We start from the raw sequence: 21,866 nt of genomic DNA, 5'->3' as shown, positions 1-21,866 counted from the left end.
AATTCATTAAAAACTGTACCATATGAGGACTAAAAATATTTATGAAATCATTGAATTTCTTGAAAGTAATGGTATCACATTATTTGTAAAAGAAAATCAATTAGGAATCAAACGAAAAAAAGGAAATGAACTATCAGAACATATTTTAGCGACAATAAAATCTAACAAAAAACAGCTAATATCAATCTTAAGTAGCCAAAAAAATCAATCGCAAAACAAAATAAAGACTGCGAGTGATTATGGTCTACCAGAAACAATTTCTAATAAAAGGCTTAAAGAATTTATAACTTCACAAATACATCAACACAAAATAGTAGACATATATTCTTTGGGGCCATTACAACAAGGCTTATTATTTCATAGTCTTTATGAGGATAATACGACTGCATATATTGTTCAATTACAGTGCGATATTGTTGGTGAATTTTCAAAGGCATCATTTGAAAAAGCATGGGAATACTTAATAAAGAAACATACCATTTTGCGAACGGCAATTTTTACACAATCTCTGGAACTTCCCGTGCAATGTGTATATGATTGTATAAAGGTACCTCTTATAGAAATTGATTATAGTGTACTTTCAGAAACATATAGGGACAAAAAGGTTGATGTGTTTTTGGAAAACGATAGGGCTACAGGGTTTTCACTAGAACAAGCACCATTATTCCGTATCACTCTATTAAAAATAAAACAAAATCTAACTAAAATGGTGTTTACAAATCATCACATTCTGTGGGATGGATGGTCATTTTCGAGTCTTATTAAAAATTTCATGACGTGTTATACGCAGCTTGAAAGAGGAGGAACATTACCAGAGATTATATTAGACGACTATGGAGCTCACATTCGTAAAATCTCTGATAATAGCGAAAGCATTGGGTTATCATATTGGAAAAACTATTTATCGAAAGTTACATCTCCAACATACTTTCCATTCTTAAATAATGTTGCTAAGCGAAACAAAATATTTGGAAACTTAGATTATAAATTTATATTGCCTGAAGACTTAAATAAAAAACTTTATACATATACAGAACAAAATAGAGTTACGGTAAACACTTTATTACAAGGAGTATGGTCGGTTTTATTATCCAAATATATAGTACAAGAAACGGTTGTTTTTGGAGTAACGGTTTCGGGAAGAGATTCATATATAAAAGGAATTGAAGATAAAGTAGGATTATATATCAATACGATTCCTGTATGTAGTACTATAAAAGATGATACAAAAATTACAGATTGGTTACAGGAACTTCAAAATGAACATACAGTAGCACGTGAAGAGTATAGTTATCTTTCAATAAGTAGTATTGAGTCACAAAGTGGGTTAAATAAATCATTGTTTGACACTGTAGTTGTTTTTGAAAACTATCCAGTAGAAGAAATAACATCAGAATCAATTTTAGAATTTAATTTAGAAAATATAAAAAGTATTGAAAGTACAAACTATACCTTATCTTTAGTGATTTTACCATCTCAAAAAGGTATCACAATCAAAATAGGATATAACGATGCCAATATTGATAGTGAAATGATTGCTAAGATCAAAACCCACTTACAAACGTTATTGGAAAGCTTTGTAAGTGGAGTAGAATATGTTGGTGATTTACAATATTTAACAACAGAAGAGCATGCAGAGTTGTTAGACTTATATAATAACACTGCTGTAGATTATTCTCAAGATGAAACGATATTAAGTCTATTTGAGTTTCAGGTGCAAAAAAGCTCAAAAGCTGTAGCAGCTGTGTATGAAGGCCAAAAACTTACTTACAAAGAGCTTGATGAAAGGTCGAATCAGTTAGCACATTATTTACGGGAGAAAGGAGTAAAAGACGAAACCTTTGTCCCAATTTGTGTTGACCGATCATTGCACATGATTGTCGGCATGTTGGGAATTGTAAAAGCTGGCGGTGTTTATGTTCCAATTGATCCTGATTATCCACAAGAACGAGTTGATTTCATTTTAAATGATCTCAAAGCTGAAATAGTCGTGACGGAGCACGCTTTCGCGGAATTCTTCTCAGAAAGTATAGAAGTAGTTGAGTTGGACACGATTGCAGAAACCTTAGAAACCTACCCAACGGTAAAAACTGAAAACACGTTAAAGAGTGATCAATTGCTCTATGTTATCTATACATCTGGAACGACCGGAACACCAAAAGGCGTATTGATTACACATGAAAACGTAACACGATTATTCTATAATGACACTTCATTATTTGACTTTAATGAAAATGATGTTTGGAGTATGTTTCATTCTTACAACTTTGATTTTTCTGTATGGGAGATGTATGGCGCTTTATTATTTGGGGGAAAACTGGTTGTAGTTCCAAAATCCTATACCAAAGATCCAGAACTTTTTGGAAGCTTATTGGCCAATGAAGGCGTTACGATCTTAAATCAAACACCGTCATCATTTAGTGTATTACAGGAACGAGTATTACAAAACAATCTAGACTTACAGGTTCGTTATGTGATTTTTGGAGGGGAAGCCTTGCATCCACAAATTGTAAAAGATTGGAAGGAAAGATATACAGCTTGTAAGATGGTCAATATGTATGGAATTACAGAAACCACCGTGCATGTCACTTACAAGGAAATCACGGAGAAAGAGATCGCATCCAATCAAAGTAACATTGGAGTTCCAATTCCAACATTGGGGTGTGTGATTTTGGACGATTCACAGAAATTAGTGCCAACGGGTGTACAGGGCGAGCTATATGTTACAGGAGCAGGATTGGCACGAGGATATTTAAACAGGGAAGATCTTACCAAAGAACGATTTGTAACCTTAGAAATTGGCAACGAATCAAGGAAATACTATAGAAGTGGGGATTTGGTAAAGATCAACACAGATGGTGAATTAGAATACCTGGGTAGAAAAGACGATCAGGTAAAGATTAGAGGTTACCGCATAGAGTTGGGAGAGATAGAGTCGGCGTTGGATGGATTAGAGCTTGTAAAGCAGTCTGTAGTTATAGTGAAGGAGGATGGTTCAGGGAACAAGCAATTGGTGGCATATGTTATTGCAGAGTCAGGGGTTGATAATAATTTGCTTCATAAAGAGCTGGCAGCCAAGCTACCTGATTATATGGTGCCGAGGTTGTATATGCAAGTGGAATCCTTTCCGCTGACCTCCATTGGGAAAATTGATAAAAGAGCATTGCCGGCGATTGATGATAGTACTTATCAAACTGGGGGTTATGTTGGTCCGTCGAACAATATAGAGGCACAATTAGTAGCTATTTGGCAAGATCTGCTAGATTTAGACCGTATAGGAGTTACAGATAATTTCTTTGAATTGGGAGGTCATTCATTATTAGGAATTCGTCTAGTTTCTATCATAAAATCACAATTAGATGTATCAATAAGCATTAGAGATGTATTTGCAAACTCTACAATAAAAGAGTTAGGGAGAATTGTTTCCCATGCTAGTTCTTCCTTAGTGCCGCCGATTATGGCAATGGAGCGTCCGGATCGAATACCATTATCCTATGCACAGGAGCGATTATGGTTTATAGACCAACTTCAAGGTAGTGTAGCTTATCATATTCCGGCAGCATTGCGAATAGAAGGATCATTGGACGCCGAATTATTTTCAAGAGCGATGCGCTCTTTGGTTACCCGGCATGAGTCTTTGCGAACCGTTTTTAGAGAAGAAAATGGGATAGGCTATCAGTATATTAAAGATAGTGATGGCTTTGAAGTTAGCTATATTCCAGAATTGCCGACTGATGTTCCGAGTTTTATTGAACAAGAGACTAGAAAAGTATTTGATCTTGCCAATGATTATATGTTGCGAGTTAATGTATTAAAAGAAGGAGATTCTAGTCATGTTATAATTTTTGTAATGCATCATATTGCTTCAGATGGTTGGTCCATTCCAATTTTCGTAAATGAATTAGAGGCGTATTATGAAAGTTTACTTAAAGGAGAAGAATCTCCTTTAGCAGAATTACCAATTCAATATGCGGATTACAGTATTTGGCAACGGGGATATCTTTCAGGAGAAGTCCTGAAAAGTAAAATGATGTATTGGAAAGATAAATTAGAAGAATCGAAGCCGTTAGAACTACCTATCGATTATGTACGCCCAGCGATTCAATCTACAGAAGGTGGAATATTTGAGTTTATGATTGATGGCTCATCACAGCAAAAATTACAAGAATTATCAAAAGAGAATAATGCAACGTTATTTATGACTTTATTGAGTGTTTATAAAGTACTATTATATCGTTATACAGGTAGTTTGGATATAAGTGTTGGAACACCGATAGCCAACAGAGAACAAATGGAAATAGCGGGGCTTATTGGTTTTTTTGTAAATACGCTGGTTCTTCGTGACGAATTAAAGAGTGATGTGTCTTTTTTATCACTATTAAAACAAGTAAAAGAAACCTGTTTAGATGCATATGCACATCAAGATATTCCTTTTGAGCGTATTGTGGATAATTTAGAAATAGAAAGAGACCAAAGTCGTACTCCGTTATTCCAAACCTTATTTGCATTACAAAACAATGAAGAAGTAACAGGGATGAGTTTAGGAGAAAACAAACTAGAAGTGTTAGTACAAGAGTTTACGACACCTAAGTTTGATATGACTTTTAATGCTGTTGAAATGGATAATGGAATAGCCTGTTCTATAACGTATGCAAAGGCATTATTCAAAGAGGAAACAATTGGACGAATGGCCGTGCATTTCAATCAGTTAATTAGTAGTGTATTGAATGATATAGATCAGTCGATAGATACATTAGAAATACTTACTGACGAGGAAAAGGCGGACTTATTGCAAAATTTTGGAGTATCAAAAGTAAGTTATGAAGAAGGAAAAAATATTATTGATTTATTTGAGACACAGGTTCAAAACACACCGGAATCAATTGCATTAGTTTTTGAAGGGACAAAATTAACATATAAGGAATTAGACGAAAAATCGAATCAAGTAGCACATTGTCTCGCCTCTCATGATATTACAAAAGAAAAGCTCGTGCCAATTTGTATGGAACCTTCATTGGAAACAATTATTGGTTTACTAGGAATTCTAAAATCAGGAGGTGCTTATGTTCCTATAGATCCTATTTTTCCAGCAGAACGAATTGCGTTTATTCTAAAAGATATCGAAGCAGATATTATAGTAACAAGTAAGTCTTCAAACATTACTTTCTCTGGTAATAATAAATACCATCTCCTTTATATAGATGAACTAGAAGAAAGATTATATCCATTATCAAAACTAGAAGTAGCTATTTCTCCTTCAGATTTAGCTTATGTAATATATACTTCAGGAACAACTGGAAATCCAAAAGGAGTATTAATAGAGCATCATAGTGTATTAGATCATATTTATGGTCTTTATAACCGTACTAATATTAAAAAATGTAAAAGTTTTGCTTTAACTGCTACCATTTCAGCAGATGCTGTGGTTTCTATTATCTTTCCACCATTATTTGATGGGGGAACTTTACATGTGCTAGCAAAAGAAACAATTGTTAATGCAGAAAAAATGTCTAATTTACATTTTGATTGTATAAAAATTGTTCCTTCATATTGGTACTCATTACAATCTGAAAAGTTTACATTTCTGCCTAAAAAGTGCTTAATATTTGGAGGAGAAGAGTTAAAGGAAGAAATGCTTCTTTTCTTAAAAGAAAAAAAATATTCAGGAGATGTTTATAATCATTATGGTCCAACAGAAACGACTGTTGGTAAGTTGATCAAAAAGATTGATTTATATAATCCTCTACAAAAAATAAGTCTTGGAACGCCATTCAGTAACACAGAGGTTTATGTAATAGGGGAAAATAATGAGTTGTGTCCTATAGGTGTTGTTGGTGAATTATGTATTTCTGGACAAGGTCTAGCGAGAGGCTATTTAAATCAGCCTGAATTAACAAGAGAAAAGTTTATACCTCATCCATTTAAAGACAATAAAAAAATATATAAAACAGGAGATTTAGTAAGATGGTTGCCTAATGGAGAAATTGATTTTATAGGAAGAAAAGATAATCAGGTAAAGATTAGGGGTTACCGTATTGAATTAGGAGAGATAGAGTCAGCATTGGATGAATTAGAGATTGTAAAGCAGTCTGTAGTTATAGTGAAGGAGGATGGTTCAGGGAACAAGCAATTGGTGGCATATGTTATTGCCGAGTCAGGGGTTGATAATCAGTTCCTTCAGAAAGAGCTGGCATCCAAGCTGCCTGATTATATGGTACCTAGGTTGTATATGCAAATGGAGTCCTTTCCGCTGACCTCTAATGGAAAGATAGATAAAAGAGCATTGCCGGCGATAGATGATAGTACTTATCAGACAGGGGTTTATGTAGGTCCGTCGAACGATATAGAGGCACAATTAGTAGCTGTTTGGCAAGATCTGTTAGATATAGATCGTATAGGAGTCACAGACAATTTCTTTGAATTGGGAGGAGATTCCATCAAGGCGATTCAGCTTGTAAGTCGAAGTAAGTCATTAGGTATTCACTATCAAGTAAAGGATATATTTAGTCATCAAACAATTTCGGAGATTTCGTTGCACCTAAGAGAAGCAAATGAAATCATTAAGGAGTCAGGTGTATTAGAGGGAGAAGTAGTGTTGCACCCAATTCAAAGGCAATTTTTTGATGCCAATTACACGGCTTATAATCATTACAATCAATCTGTATTGCTTAACGTTTCAAAATCAATTACAGAAGAAATATTAGGAATAGCTATATCAAAGCTATTAGCGCATCATGATGTATTACGCTTACAATATGCTTATGATGAAGGAACTATGTATCCAGTACAGCGTTATGGTGCTTATGAACAAGAGCTTATTGTAGAGAATGTAAAATCATTAGAAGAGGTTACCCCTATTTGTAACAAGTACCAAGTTGATTTAGATATTTTAAGAGGAGATGTGACACGCTTTGTATGGATTAAGACTTCCGAGGAAGAAAAAGAAAACCGACTGTTTATAGGGGTTCATCATTTGGCGATAGATGGGGTTTCGTGGCGAATTTTGTTAGAAGATTTGACCAATATTATTGAAGATTTCCAAGAAGGCAAGGAGGCAAGTCTACCAGAGAAAGGGACGTCATATCGACAATGGACGATGTCATTAAAAGATTATGCAGGGTCGTTAGCATTGGAAGGGGAGTATAAATATTGGAAGAGGGTCTTGTCAAATTATGTTCCGTTACCAGTAGATAAGGATTACGGTCAGTCCATTTCTTTTGAAGGGGTAAACAATTATAGCGTAAAACTAGATACACTATCCACAGAAGCTTTAATGAAGGATATTCATGGTATTTATGGTACAGAGATCAATGATATTTTGTTAAGTGCTTTATCAATAGCATTAGAAGGTTGGTTGGATACAGAGAAAGTGGTCATAGGTTTAGAGGGACATGGACGAGAAGAGCTTTTTGAAGGAATAGACCTTACTAGAACCTTGGGCTGGTTTACTACGATTTACCCCGTGTGTTTAGATGTCAAAGGAAAAGAAGAGTTAGGTTTACTTATTGCAGATGTTAAGGATATGCTTAGAGGCGTTCCTAACAAAGGAATCGGATATAGTGTACTTCGTTATTTAGGAAAAGAAGAAGTTCAAGAAGCATTAGATATGGACTATCAGGAAATTGTTTTTAACTATCTGGGAAGTTTTGACAACAGTGTTTCAAAAGAAGTGGATAGTCTGATAGGTTTTGCTAGAGAATCATCAGGAAAAACAATAAGTGTTGGGAATACATATTCACACAAAATGTCTATCAACAGTATGATTGTAGATGGGTGTTTACAATTGGACTGGAGTTATGATAGTAAGCGCTACAATCGACAAACTATAGAAGCTCTGGCAAATAAGTACATTAGGTCTTTAGAAGATATTATAGCGCATTGCCGTGACATTGATTATAAAATAACAACAGTTAGTGACTATAGTTTACCATTAAGTGTAACAAATAAAAATTTATTAGATTTTAAATCAGTGTTGAATCCCCAGGGGGAATTAGTAGATATTTATCCACTAAGTCCATTACAAGAAGGTTTATTGTTTCATAGTTTATATGGGGGTGAGGATACCGGAGCCTATATTGTACAGTTCCAATGTGACTTAGTAGGAAGATTTTCAAAAGAGATATTTCGGAAAAGTTGGGCATATCTTATGGAAAGACATACCATATTACGTACTGCTATTTTTGTGGAGGGATTAGATCTTCCTGTACAATGTGTATATAATCAGGTGAAAGTCCCAATAACAGAGATTGATTATAGTACACTTTCAAGAGAAGAATTATTAGCTTCAATGGAAGAGTTTTTAGAAAAGGATCGGGTCTTGGGTTTTATATTAGAACAAGCTTCATTGTTTAGGGTTACGTTAATAAATATAGGGGATGGACGTACACGTATGGTCTTCACTAATCATCATATATTATGGGATGGATGGTCATTATCAAATTTGATACATAGCTTTATGTTATGTTATAATAAATTTGAAACCGAAGGGGTATTTCCAGATTTACCATTAGATAATTACGGTACACACATTCGTCAAATCTCTTCAAAGAATAAAGATGAAGGATTAGTATACTGGAGAGATTATCTATCATCGATTACTTCACCAACATATCTTCCATTTATAAGCGATGTATCTAAACGAAACAGGGTCTTTGGTAATAAGGAGAAGGAATTTGTTTTTCGGGGAGCTATACAGTCATTTACAGAGAAACACCGTATAACGGTCAATACTTTAATACAAGGAGTTTGGTCATATTTGCTATCAAAATATACAGGTCAAGAGGATGTAGTTTTTGGAGCTATAATATCAGGAAGAGATTCAGGTATTAAAAACGTAGAAAAAAAAGTCGGATTGTACATCAACACGATCCCGGTGTGTAGCACAATTAGCAATGATCTTAAAGTTGTAGATTGGTTACAAGCTCTACAAGATGGTCATACAACAGGCAGAGAAGAATATGGCTATTTACCATTGAGTAGTATAGAGTCACAAAGTAGTATAAAAGGGACTTTATTTGATAGTTTGTTGGTTTTTGAAAACTATCCAGCTGAAGAAATATCGTCAGGAGAATCCAGTGCTAAATTCATGATCGAAAATGCAAAAGGAATTGAAAGTACAAATTATACACTTTCGTTAATTATTATCCCTTCATCCGAAGGAATAACAATTAGGTTTGGATATAACGAAGGAGTCATTTCAGATGAAAAGATAAGGATGATTCAAGATCATTTAGAAGAATTATTAAAGAGTTTTTTAAATGGTGCGACAAAAATCAGTGAATTAAACTACTTACCCCAAGAAGGGCGATATCAATTATTAGAAACTTTCAATAACACAACCGTTAATTATCCTGCGGATAAGACGGTTCTGGATTATTTTAAAGAACAGGTTTTAAAATCACCAGAATCAATAGCGATTGTTTTTGGTGATAGTCAATTGACGTATAAAGAATTAGATGATTTATCGAATCAATTAGGACATTATTTAATAGAGATTGGAGTTGAAAAAGAAACCCTTGTTCCTATATGTTTAGATCGGTCATTGAATATGATTGTAGGGATTTTGGGGGTTTTAAAATCAGGAGGAGCTTATGTGCCAATTGATCCAAAATATCCTAAAGATCGTATAGGTTTTATGTTAGAAGATATTTCTGCAAAGATTATACTTTCCACAAGATCATTTGCAGAACTATTTACCCATTTTAAATTAGAATTATTAACAGTTTTTTTAGATGATTTTTCAAAGGGATTAGAACTTTCTGAAGAACCTCTTGACGTAATTGTAGATGCTAATCAATTAGCGTACGTTATTTACACCTCTGGAACGACAGGTGTTCCTAAAGGAGTGATGATTGAACATAAATCTTTGAATAATTTCTTAAACGGTTTTTCTGAGTTGTATAGTTTTTCAGCTAGTACGAGATTCGGACTCAAAACGAATTATGCCTTTGACGTATCAGTTCACGAAATCTTTGGTTGGGTTAAATGTGGCGGAAGTTTAGTGATATTACCAAGGAATGCTGAAAAAGAAGTGAAATGTATTATTGAAAGTATTCAGAAGTATAAAATTACACATCTAAACTTAGTTCCTTCTTTATTTTCTGTCTTGTTGGAAGAATTACAAGAGACCGATAAAGAAGCGCTATCAAGTTTAAAATACTTTTTCTTAGCAGGAGAAGCTTTGCCAGTTTCATTGGTAAGAGACTATCATGAATTGGGTTTTGATGCGAAACTAGAAAACATATACGGCCCCACAGAAGCTACGATCTACAGTTCGTATTTCAGTACAGAAAACTTGACAGAGGATCAAACAAGTATTCCAATAGGCAAACCAGTACCCAATACACAACTGTATGTTTTAGACGAACAGTTGTCTTTATTGCCTCAAGGGATAATTGGCGAATTATGTATTGGAGGGGTTCAAGTTGCTCGAGGATATTTAAACCAAGAGGAGCTGACTAAAGAGAAGTTTGTTTCGAATCCATTTATTGAAGGGGAGCGGATCTATAAGACAGGAGATTTGGCAAGATGGCTTCCGGATGGAGAGTTAGAATATTTGGGCAGGAAAGACGATCAGGTAAAGATCCGAGGCTATCGGATAGAACTAGGGGAAATTACGGCAGCTTTAGATCAAATAGAGGGTATCAAACAATCAGTTGTTTTAGCCAAAGAGGACGTAGGAGGAAATAAACTTTTGGTGGCATATGTTGTTTCAGAAGAGAAAGTAGATGGTAAATCAATTGAAGGACATCTAAAATCAAAACTTCCTGAATATATGGTTCCTAAATTTTATATGCAATTGGAAGCCTTTCCTTTGAATGCTAATGGAAAGGTTGACAGAAAGGCATTACCAGAACTGGATGAAGGAGTATATTCAAAAGAAAAATACGAGAAGCCAACCAACGAAGTGGAAAAAATGTTGGTTGAAATTTGGCAACAACTTTTAGGTGTTGAACAAGTCGGAATCCATGATAACTTTTTCAGCCTAGGAGGTGATTCAATTATCACTATTCAGTTGGTCAGTAGGGTCAAACGCAAAGGTTACGTATTTACACCAAAAGATGTTTTTGAACATCAAACTATCCGAAATATTGCTAATTATACCCTAAGAAAAACTGATGAAAAGAATAGTACAGAGCAAGGAGTTTTAGAAGGAGACGTGTCAATGCTTCCAATTCAAAAACTATTTCTAGAAAATGAATATCCAGAAATGAAACATTACAATCAATCATTATTATTAAGTATTGAAAAAGTAATTTCAAGTGAAAAGATAGAAGTTGTTGTAGAGATGCTAATGAAACGTCATGATGCATTTAGATTAGCATTTAAAAAATCAAACGCTATTTGGATACAACAGTACACAAAAAATATATCGACATTACAATATGAAGACCTTACGAATGCTGCACAAGAAGAACTTTCAGAGAAAATTACAGAAATTTGTGAACGTTATCAGAGTAGTTTTATATTTGAAACGGCAGAAGTTGTCAAATTTGTGTTTATTGAAACACCAAATTCAACAACAAAAAACAGGCTCTTCATTGTGGCCCATCATCTAATAATTGATGGCGTTTCTTGGCGAATTATTTTGGACGATATAAATGACGCATTACAGCAAATTGCTGATAACAAACCTGTTCAGCTAGGGGAAAAAGGAAGTTCATATCGCCAGTTCAGTGAAGCACTCATTAATTATTCAAAAAGTAATCGTTTTGGAGCTCAAAAGTTTTATTGGGAAACTATTGCAAACAATTTTACATCATTACCCGTTGATCATGAAGATGAGGTTTCGACAATGAAGGATTTAGAAAGCTTTCATATTTCACTAAACAAAAACGCAACACAGGCCTTAATAAAAGATGTTCATAGAACATACAGTACGGAAATGAACGATATATTATTAGGTGCTTTGGTGAGTAGCATCACTAAGTATTTCTCAGTAAATAAAATTTCTATAGGTGTTGAAGGGCACGGTCGCGAAGACATATTTGAATATATTGATGTTAGTAATACAGTAGGTTGGTTTACAAATATATACCCTTTAATATTGAACAGTTCTGAGGTAAATTCTATTAGCGAGCTTATAAAATCAACAAAAGAACAAATTAGACAAGTTCCCGAAAAAGGAATCGGTTATGGAATATTACGTTATTTCAGTGAAGATGAAGCATTGCAAAAAACACTAGAAAATATATCCTGGGATATAGAGTTCAATTATTTAGGACAATTGGATAATGCATTGGTCACAAACAAATGGTTAAGTGTTGCTAGCGAATTTCCAGGCGAAAATGTGCACAAAAATACCCCACTAAAAACACGTTTGGCTGTCAATAGTTTTATAGCTAATGATACGTTGCAACTCTCTTTTGAATATTCAAAGAAAACATACAATACAGAAACAATAGAAGCTATTGGAAAGGCATATTTAGATGCTTTGGAAACAATTATTGCACACTGTGTTGAAGAAACCTCAACAATAAAAACTCCTTCTGATTACGAATTACAAGGGAAAATAAGTTACCAAGAACTCGATTCCCTCTTTATAAATGCTAGAGAAAATGCAAATACAATAACAGATGTGTATGAACTAAGTCCGATGCAAGAGGGAATGTTATTCCATGGTTTATACGATGATGATTCTTTTTCATATATCAATCAAATCGTTATAGGGTTTCCAGAAAGTTTGAATCTTGAAGCCCTTGAAAAAGTATTCAATAATGTCCTAAAAAGCTATAGTATACTTCGAAGTGGATTCTTCTATCAAAACATAAGTACTCCAATACAGACTGTATACAATAGGGTTGTCATGCCAATCAAAATGGTTGATTATACAAAACTTTCTGAAGAAGAAACAGTATTAACTGTAGCTAAGTTCATTGAAGAAGATCAAAAAACAAAATTCAACTTCAATAGGCCTCCTTTAATGCGGATCACATTATTGCATTTGCCAGACAAGAGTTATAAAATGGTTTGGACATATCATCATATCATTTTAGATGGTTGGTCTATGTCAATTCTTATGAATGACCTGTTAGAAACTTATGAAAGTTTTAATAAAGGATACATTCTAGAAGATAAAGAAGAAGATCTATATCAAGAGTATATTCAATACTTACGCTCAAAAGACAAAAGGGAAGAAGAGTCATATTGGAAAGATTACTTACATAATATAAAAGAAGGTTCATTACTACCATTCATAAGTAAAGAAGTAGATCGAAATAAAGGAATTGGCAATTTCAAAAGTGATTACCTGTCTTTTAATACTGAAATTACAATTAGACTAAAAGACTATTGTAAAGCACATCGTATAACGACAAATACTTTAATACAAGGCGCTTGGGCATATTTGTTGTCAAAATACACAGCAAAGGAATCAGTTGTATATGGAGTAGCGGTTTCTGGTCGTCCTTCAGATTTTAAGAACGTAGAAAAACGTGTTGGATTATACATTAATACAATTCCATTACAGGTAACAATTGATGACAACCAGTTAATTCAAGATTTTTTAAAACAAATTCAAAAAGGACATACGGAATCCAGAGAATACCAACACAGCCCTTTAAGTGATATAAAAAAATGGAGTGGAATACAAAATGAGTTTTTTGATAGTTTATTCGTATTTGAAAACTACCCAGTGGACAGATCGGGAAATCAAGACACAACCTTAGGAACCATTTCTATGGATGTGAAGGAAAAAGCGAATTATCCGATCATCATTGAATCAGTAGTAGCCAATACGCTTAACTTCAAAATAGATTACAACGCTTCTATATTAATTCAAAAGGATGTTGTACGCGTTAAAACCCACTTACAAACGTTATTGGAAAGCTTTGTAAGTGGAGTAGAATATGTTGGTGATTTACAATATTTAACAACAGAAGAGCATGCAGAGTTGTTAGACTTATATAATAACACTGCTGTAGATTATTCTCAAGATGAAACGATATTAAGTCTATTTGAGTTTCAGGTGCAAAAAAGCTCAAAAGCTGTAGCAGCTGTGTATGAAGACCAAAAACTTACTTACAAAGAGCTTGATGAAAGGTCGAATCAGTTAGCACATTATTTACGGGAGAAAGGAGTAAAAGACGAAACCTTTGTCCCAATTTGTGTTGACCGATCATTGCACATGATTGTCGGCATGTTGGGAATTGTAAAAGCTGGCGGTGTCTATGTTCCAATTGATCCTGATTATCCACAAGAACGAGTTGATTTCATTTTAAATGATCTCAAAGCTGAAATAGTCGTGACGGAGCACGCTTTCGCGGAATTCTTCTCAGAAAGTATAGGAGTAGTTGAGTTGGACACGATTGCAGAAACCTTAGAAACCTACCCAACGGTAAAAACTGAAAACACGTTAAAGAGTGATCAATTGCTCTATGTTATCTATACATCTGGAACGACCGGAACACCAAAAGGCGTATTGATTACACATGAAAATGTAACACGATTATTCTATAATGACAATTCATTATTTGACTTTAATGAAAATGATGTTTGGAGTATGTTTCATTCTTACAACTTTGATTTTTCTGTATGGGAGATGTATGGCGCTTTATTATTTGGGGGAAAACTGGTTGTAGTTCCAAAATCCTATACCAAAGATCCAGAACTTTTTGGAAGCTTATTGGCCAATGAAGGCGTTACGATCTTAAATCAAACACCGTCATCATTTAGTGTATTACAGGAACGAGTATTACAAAACAATCCAGACTTACAGGTTCGTTATGTGATTTTTGGAGGGGAAGCCTTGCATCCACAAATTGTAAAAGATTGGAAGGAAAGATATACAGCTTGTAAGATGGTCAATATGTATGGAATTACAGAAACCACCGTGCATGTCACTTACAAGGAAATCACGGAGAAAGAAATCGCATCCAATCAAAGTAACATTGGAGTTCCAATTCCAACATTGGGGTGTGTGATTTTAGACGATTCACAGAAATTAGTGCCAACGGGTGTACAGGGAGAGCTATATGTTACAGGAGCAGGATTGGCACGAGGATATTTAAACAGGGAAGATCTTACCAAAGAACGATTTGTAACCTTAGAGATAGGCAACGAATCAAGGAGATACTATAGAAGTGGGGATTTGGTAAAGATCAACACAGATGGTGAATTAGAATACCTGGGTAGAAAAGACGATCAGGTAAAGATTAGAGGTTACCGCATAGAGTTGGGAGAGATAAATACAATTCTTAACAAATCAGAACATATAAAAAAAGGTGTAACGCTCGCACAAAAAGATGATTCGGGTATTGCCCGATTACTTGCATTTATAATTCCAGCTGAAAACTACCAAAAAATGACAGTATTGGCATACTTACGAGCCAAGTTGCCATCGTACATGGTACCGTCAATATTAATTGAGTTGAGTGAATTTCCAGTGACTTCCAATGGAAAAATTGATAAGAAGAATCTACTGCAAAGAGAAACTACCGTACAGAGTGTTATACCGTTTATAGCGCCTAGAAATGAGATGGAAATACAATTGGCGGATATATGGAAAAAAGTATTAAAAATGCAAAAAATTGGTGTAAACGACAGTTTTTTTGGCATTGGTGGTAACTCTATTGATGTCATAAAATTAGTTTCTGAAATTCAAAAAGAATTCGAAATCAACATTCCACTGCGTGTATTATTTGATATTGATAACATTGCAGACTTAACAAAATATATAAAACTAGTGCAACTGGAAAAGGAAGATAATCAAAACTTAAAAGTATATGACTTATAATGTTACGAAAAAGAACTCAGATATTTTAGACTTACTTTTGGAAGCAAAAGAACAAGGGATCACAGTATTCCTTGAAGATAATCATGTCCGATTAAAAGTAAAAGAAGGTATTGAAGTGACAGAAGATTTCTTTAAGAAATTAAAGGAAGAAAAAGAGCATATTTTACAATTTCTTCAAAGTGAAGCGGGACAATACCAAGAAACGCTAACGACATATGTCAAAAACGAAATCAAACCATATGATAAAAATAATACTACCAAAATTCCGCTTTCGTATGCACAGGAACGTCTTTGGTTTATAGACAAATTACAAGGAAGTCTTGCATACCACATACATGGTGCGATGCGTATTCAAGGGAAAATAGAAGTAGCGTTACTCAATAAAGCATTTAAAGCACTCATCGATCGACATGAATCGTTACGAACTGTCTTCCGAGATGAAGATGGTAGCGGATACCAATTCATCAAACAAAGTGACGGTTTTCAACTCACATACATTCCGAAAGTATTTAAAAATACGAGCATTAATGAGATTATCGATCGTACAATTTCCAAAGCTTTCGATCTTTCCAACGATTATATGTTGCGCGCAACCATGGTCAAGGAAAATGATAAAAGTCATATACTCATCATCGTATTGCATCACATTGCAGCTGATGGTTGGTCGTTGCCAATTGTGATTTCCGAATTGGAAACGTACTATCAAAGTCTTTGCAATAGAACTACCCCTCAATTACCACCACTTCCAATCCAATATGCAGATTATAGTATTTGGCAACGTAATTATCTATCAGGAAAGGTCTTAGAAGGAAAGCTTGCCTATTGGGAGGAAAAATTGCAAAATACACCAGTCTTAGAATTGCCCACAGATTATGTGCGGTCATCAGAAAAATTGATGAAAGGTGCTTTGTATCGATTCTACATCAACAAAGAAATTGCACAAGAACTGAACACGATTGCTAAGGAGCATGGCGCAACCTTATTCATGACTTTGCTAAGCGCATATAAAATCTTACTTTACAAGTACACGCAACAAACAGACATTAGTGTAGGAACACCAATTGCCAACAGAGAGCAAGAAGAAATTGCGAAATTAGTAGGGTTTTTCATTAATACCATTGTACTGCGTAGTCTACTTTCTGTCGAAGACAATTTTGGTGCACTTTTGCAACAAGTAAAGCAAACTTGTTTATCTGCTTATACGCATCAAGATGTGCCTTTTGAGCGTATTGTAAATCATTTATCGGTAGAACGCGATCAAAGTCGCTCGCCATTATTTCAAACCATGTTTATCCTTCAAAATACTGAAGATGTAGATGAGATGGTCTTGGGTGAAAGTACGGTAGAAACTGTCATCACCGAGCATACAACCTCTCAATTTGATCTAATGTTTAGTGCGAAAGAACACAGCGAAGGGATTGCTATTCATATTGAATATCGTACGGCCTTATTTAAAGAAGAGACGATTGCGCGTATCGCGGGACATTTTGAGCAACTGTTAAAATCTATTGTGAAGTATCCTGAAATTGCTATTGGGTCGTTGCCAATGTTGTTGGAAACAGAAAAAGAGCAGTTGCTTGAAGAGTTTAATTCGACAGGGTTAGCATATCCAACGAATGAAACAGTTGTTTCATTATTTTCGAGGCAAGTTTCAATACGGCCACAATGGACCGCGCTGGTTTTTGAAGATAGATCATTAACCTACAAAGAGCTAGATGAGAGGTCGAACCAGGTAGCCCATTATTTGGTGTCCAAAGGGGTTACGACCAATAGTTTTGTGCCAATCTTTATAGAGCGTTCTTTAGAAATGCACATTGGAATTTTAGGGATTTTAAAAGCTGGCGGCGCATATGTTCCAATCGATACAAATAATCCTTTAGAACGTATTGAATTTATTGTAAATGATATCAATGCAGAAGTTATATTGACAGATTCCTCACTATCAGAAGTATTTTCAAATTCAAGAAAAGAGGTTTGTTGTCTTGATCAATTGGAAACGTTACAACTATCTACAAAAGCTGTTGAGGTAAAGGTTGTTCCAGCTCAATTAGCATATGCAATTTATACATCAGGAACAACAGGACTTCCAAAAGGGGTAAAGAATGCACATTCAGGATTGCTCAACAGGTTATTTTGGATGAAGGACGATGTACACATTACCTATGGAAGTGTTCTAATTCAAAAAACGCCCTACGTGTTTGATGTTTCTGTATGGGAATTGTTGATGCCATTAATTAGTGGATGTACACTTGTGATTGCTAAACCAGAAGGGCATAAAGATCCGATTTATCTGCAAGAAACAATCAAGAAACATCAAGTGAACTTGATACACTTTGTACCATCGATGTTAGGAGTATTTATAGATGCTACGGAAGCAGAGCAATGTAGTTCACTTCAAAACATTGTATGTAGTGGGGAAGCATTGCCGGTTCAAATGGTAAAGGACTTCAAGGCGAAATTCCAGAATATAGGAATTCGTAACTATTATGGGCCAACAGAAGCCGCCATTGATGTGACAGCTATCGATTTAACCCATGAAGATTATGAAGTTGCGATTCCAATTGGAAAGCCGGTAGCCAACACAAATATCTACATTGTAGGAAATGACATGGAACTAAGTCCAATAAATGTTCCAGGCGAATTACTCATTGGAGGTATACAAGTTTCAGAAGGATATATAAACAGAGAGGTACTCACAAAAGAGAAATTCATCGCCAGTCCATTTAAAGAAGGCGAACGTGTTTATAAGACAGGGGACATTGCAAAATGGCTACCAGATGGAAACATAGCATATATAGGGAGAAAAGATGATCAAGTAAAGATTCGAGGATATCGGATAGAATTAGGAGAGATCACAGCAGCTTTAGATCAAATAGAAGACATCAAACAGTCATTAGTTACTGTTAGAGAAGATAAAGGCAGTAAACAATTGGTAGCCTACGTTGTTTCAGAAGCGGAAGTAGAAGGCAAATCAATTGAAGAACAACTAAAAGCCAAGCTTCCTGAATATATGGTACCTAAATTATATATACAAATGGAAGCCTTCCCACTAACAATCAATGGAAAGGTAGACAGGAAGGCATTACCAGCACCAACAGGTTCAGACTATCAAACAACGACATATGTAGCTCCAACAACAGAACTAGAACAAGAGCTGGCAAACATTTGGCAAGAGCAGCTAGAGATCGAACAAATAGGGATTCACGACAACTTCTTTGAATTAGGAGGAGATTCGATAAAAATTATCCGATTGATCAGTGTGATCAACAAAAAATACGATACCAATGTAGCTATTGCAAGTTTCTATCAATCACCCACGATAGAAAACTTAGTACAACTGATTGGAAACACAAATGTGGAAGACTATACTTCAGTTTATTTAGCGATAGAACAAGAGATAGAAGCAACGGCATTATCTGTTAGGAACAGCCATCCCAACCAGGAAGCGATAGAGAACATCTATCCAATGAGTGACATACAAGTTGGAATGGTGTTGACCAGTGAAAAAATGTTAGACGATGGCGACATTGGGATCTACCATGATCAAATGGTGTCACAAATTGGAAAAGTGGACATCACACTCATGGAAAAAGCATTGAATTTGTTGGTATCAAAGCATGAAATCTTGCGAACATCTTTCCATTTATATGAATATGTAAAACCAGTTCAAATTATTCATAAGGATGTTTTCATCAATGTTGGTCAACACAATTTGCTCGATAAAAATAGGGAAGAACAGGAAGTATACGTCAACGAGTTTTTACGTAAAGAACGTGAAGAAAACATGTTTGATGTAACAAAAGCACCTCTTTGGCGTGTAGATTTATTCGATATTGGAACTTCTGATTCTATGTTTGTATTTCAGTTTCATCACGCAATGATGGATGGCTGGTCGGACAAAAGTTTCCGTTCAGAACTCATGGAAACCTACTTCTTATTAAAAGAAATTCCAAATTACAAGCCAACGCCATTAGCTATTGGCATTAAAGAAAGTGTAATTTCTGATATCATGGAAGCTCGTAATGAAGAAAACATTGCCTACTGGAAAAATACACTTCAAGATTACAAACGACTTGATATTTTAACAGAAGAGCGTTATGACTATCAGACAAGCAAAGTATATACAGATGAATTTCTTGAAGCATTAATTGCAAAATGTAAAGAAGATCATATTTCACTAAAAAGTTTATTATTTGCGGGTTATATATACACATTGAGTTTATTCTCATTAGAAAAAGATATTACGATAGGAGTTGTTTCACACAGAAGACCAATTGCTGAAGATGGAGATAAACTATTAGGTTGTTTTTTAAACACAGTTCCGTTCCGCCGCAATATGGTAACCATTGGAAGTGATTCTTGGTTAGCGTACATACGGCAAGTTGAAACAGGTTTGAAGGAATTAAAAGGGAAAGATCGTTTTTCCTTTTTGGAAATCTCAAAACTCCACAACGAAAGCTCTCAAAACAATCCGTTTTTTGACATTATCTTTAACTATGTTGACTTTCATATCATTGATAATTTGATGGGAAATAAAGACTATGTTGCATATACTAGTGAAAAGGAAACTCCGATATTAGATATTAAAGGTTTCGAAAGAACAAATACTTTTTTAGACATTACGATGAGTTTGACGGGGAATGAATTGAAAGTTTTCGCAAGTCAAGCCAAAAAACTAAAATCTGGTCATAGTCTAAATGATGTTTTGGAATATCTGCATAATTTCTTAACTAACTATTTAGAAAATGCAGAAGGGGAGATTAGTAACCGTGCGATTCTTTTTGAAGAGGAAAAAATAAGATTGTTAGAGACTTTCAATAATACAACTGTTGATTATCCAATGGATAAGACGTTAGTAGACTTGTTTGAGGTTCAGGCAAAAAAGACACCGGGGTCTACAGCGGTAGTTTATGAAGGCGAAGAATTAAGCTATGCGGAATTAGATGAAAGGTCCAATCAGTTGGCAAGATATTTAAGGGATTGTGGAGTGCGGCCAGATGATTTAGTAGGAATTTGTTTAGACCGTAGCCTGGAGATGATCATAGGTATTTTGGGGATTTTAAAATCAGGGGGCGCTTATGTCCCTATAGATCCGGATTATCCAAGAGAGCGAATTGATTATATGCTTGATGATGGAGCTATAGATTTAATATTGGGTATGGAGTCGAGTGCTGACGTTCTAAAAGGGCGTGAGGATATCACTATTTTGCTCTTAGATAGCTCATGGGGTGTTGTGTCAAAATATCCGACAAAGAAATTGAGCAGCGTATTATCGCCAGATAATTTGGCGTATGTCATCTATACATCGGGTAGTACAGGAAGACCAAAAGGAGTAATGAACCAACATAGCGGTATTGTTAATCGTTTATTGTGGACACAATCACATTATGGTTTAAAGGATGATGACATTATTCTTCAAAAGACAACATCTAGTTTTGATGTTTCGGTCTGGGAATTGTTATGGTCTATTACTTGCGGTTCAATATTAGTTTTTGCCAAACCAGGTGGACATAAAGACCCCTATTATATAAAGGAATTAATAGAGAGAGAAGCTATTACAACAATCCATTTTGTGCCTTCTATGTTGGATGTTTTCTTGGAAACAATAGATTTAGGAGATTGTATAAGCTTACGACGGGTTTTGTGTAGCGGGGAAGTATTAACATTGGATCAAGTAGCTTCATTTAAGGATAAGTTTAAAGGAGTTCGCATAGATAATTTATATGGTCCGACAGAGGCAGCTATTGAAGTCAGTAGTTGGGAAGTTCCATTAGATGAAGATTTATCACGTATTTTGATAGGTAAACCTGTATCGAATACAAGATTATATGTTCTAGGTTCAAAAGGAGAATTATTACCACAAGGTGTAATTGGGGAATTATGTATTGGAGGGGTTCAAGTTGCTCGAGGTTATCTAAACCAAGAGGAGCTGACTAAAGAGAAGTTTGTTTCGAATCCATTTATTGAAGGGGAGCGGATCTATAGGACAGGAGATTTGGCAAGATGGCTTCCGGATGGAGAGTTAGAGTACTTGGGCAGAAAGGACGATCAGGTAAAGATCCGAGGCTATCGGATAGAACTAGGTGAAATTACGGCAGCTTTAGATCAAATAGAGGGTATCAAACAATCGGTT

2 protein-coding genes are annotated in these 21,866 nt (G+C 35.0%); both read left to right on the top strand.

Features of this window, described 5'->3' with window-relative positions; genetic code table 11:
* The first annotated feature begins 22 nt into the window (after positions 1-22).
* Entirely contained in the window at positions 23-15,733 is a 15,711-nt protein-coding gene (locus JF259_RS16140) for a non-ribosomal peptide synthetase (protein ID WP_199116742.1), read from the top strand.
* Positions 15,723-21,866 (top strand): non-ribosomal peptide synthetase (locus JF259_RS16135; protein ID WP_199116741.1); only part of this gene is annotated, 6,144 nt, incomplete at its 3' end. The genes JF259_RS16140 and JF259_RS16135, both read left to right, overlap by 11 nt.

This window comes from Snuella sedimenti (genome assembly GCF_016428595.1).
Taxonomy (GTDB): domain Bacteria; phylum Bacteroidota; class Bacteroidia; order Flavobacteriales; family Flavobacteriaceae; genus Snuella; species Snuella sedimenti.
The sequence above is the reverse complement of the archived record's forward strand: the minus strand, read 5'-3'. Positions and strand labels throughout refer to the sequence as shown.

Excerpts from the sequence above, each read along its gene's own strand:
- JF259_RS16140 (WP_199116742.1), top strand. The coding sequence starts at position 23 with ATGAGGACTAAAAATATTTATGAAATCATTGAATTTCTTGAAAGTAAT.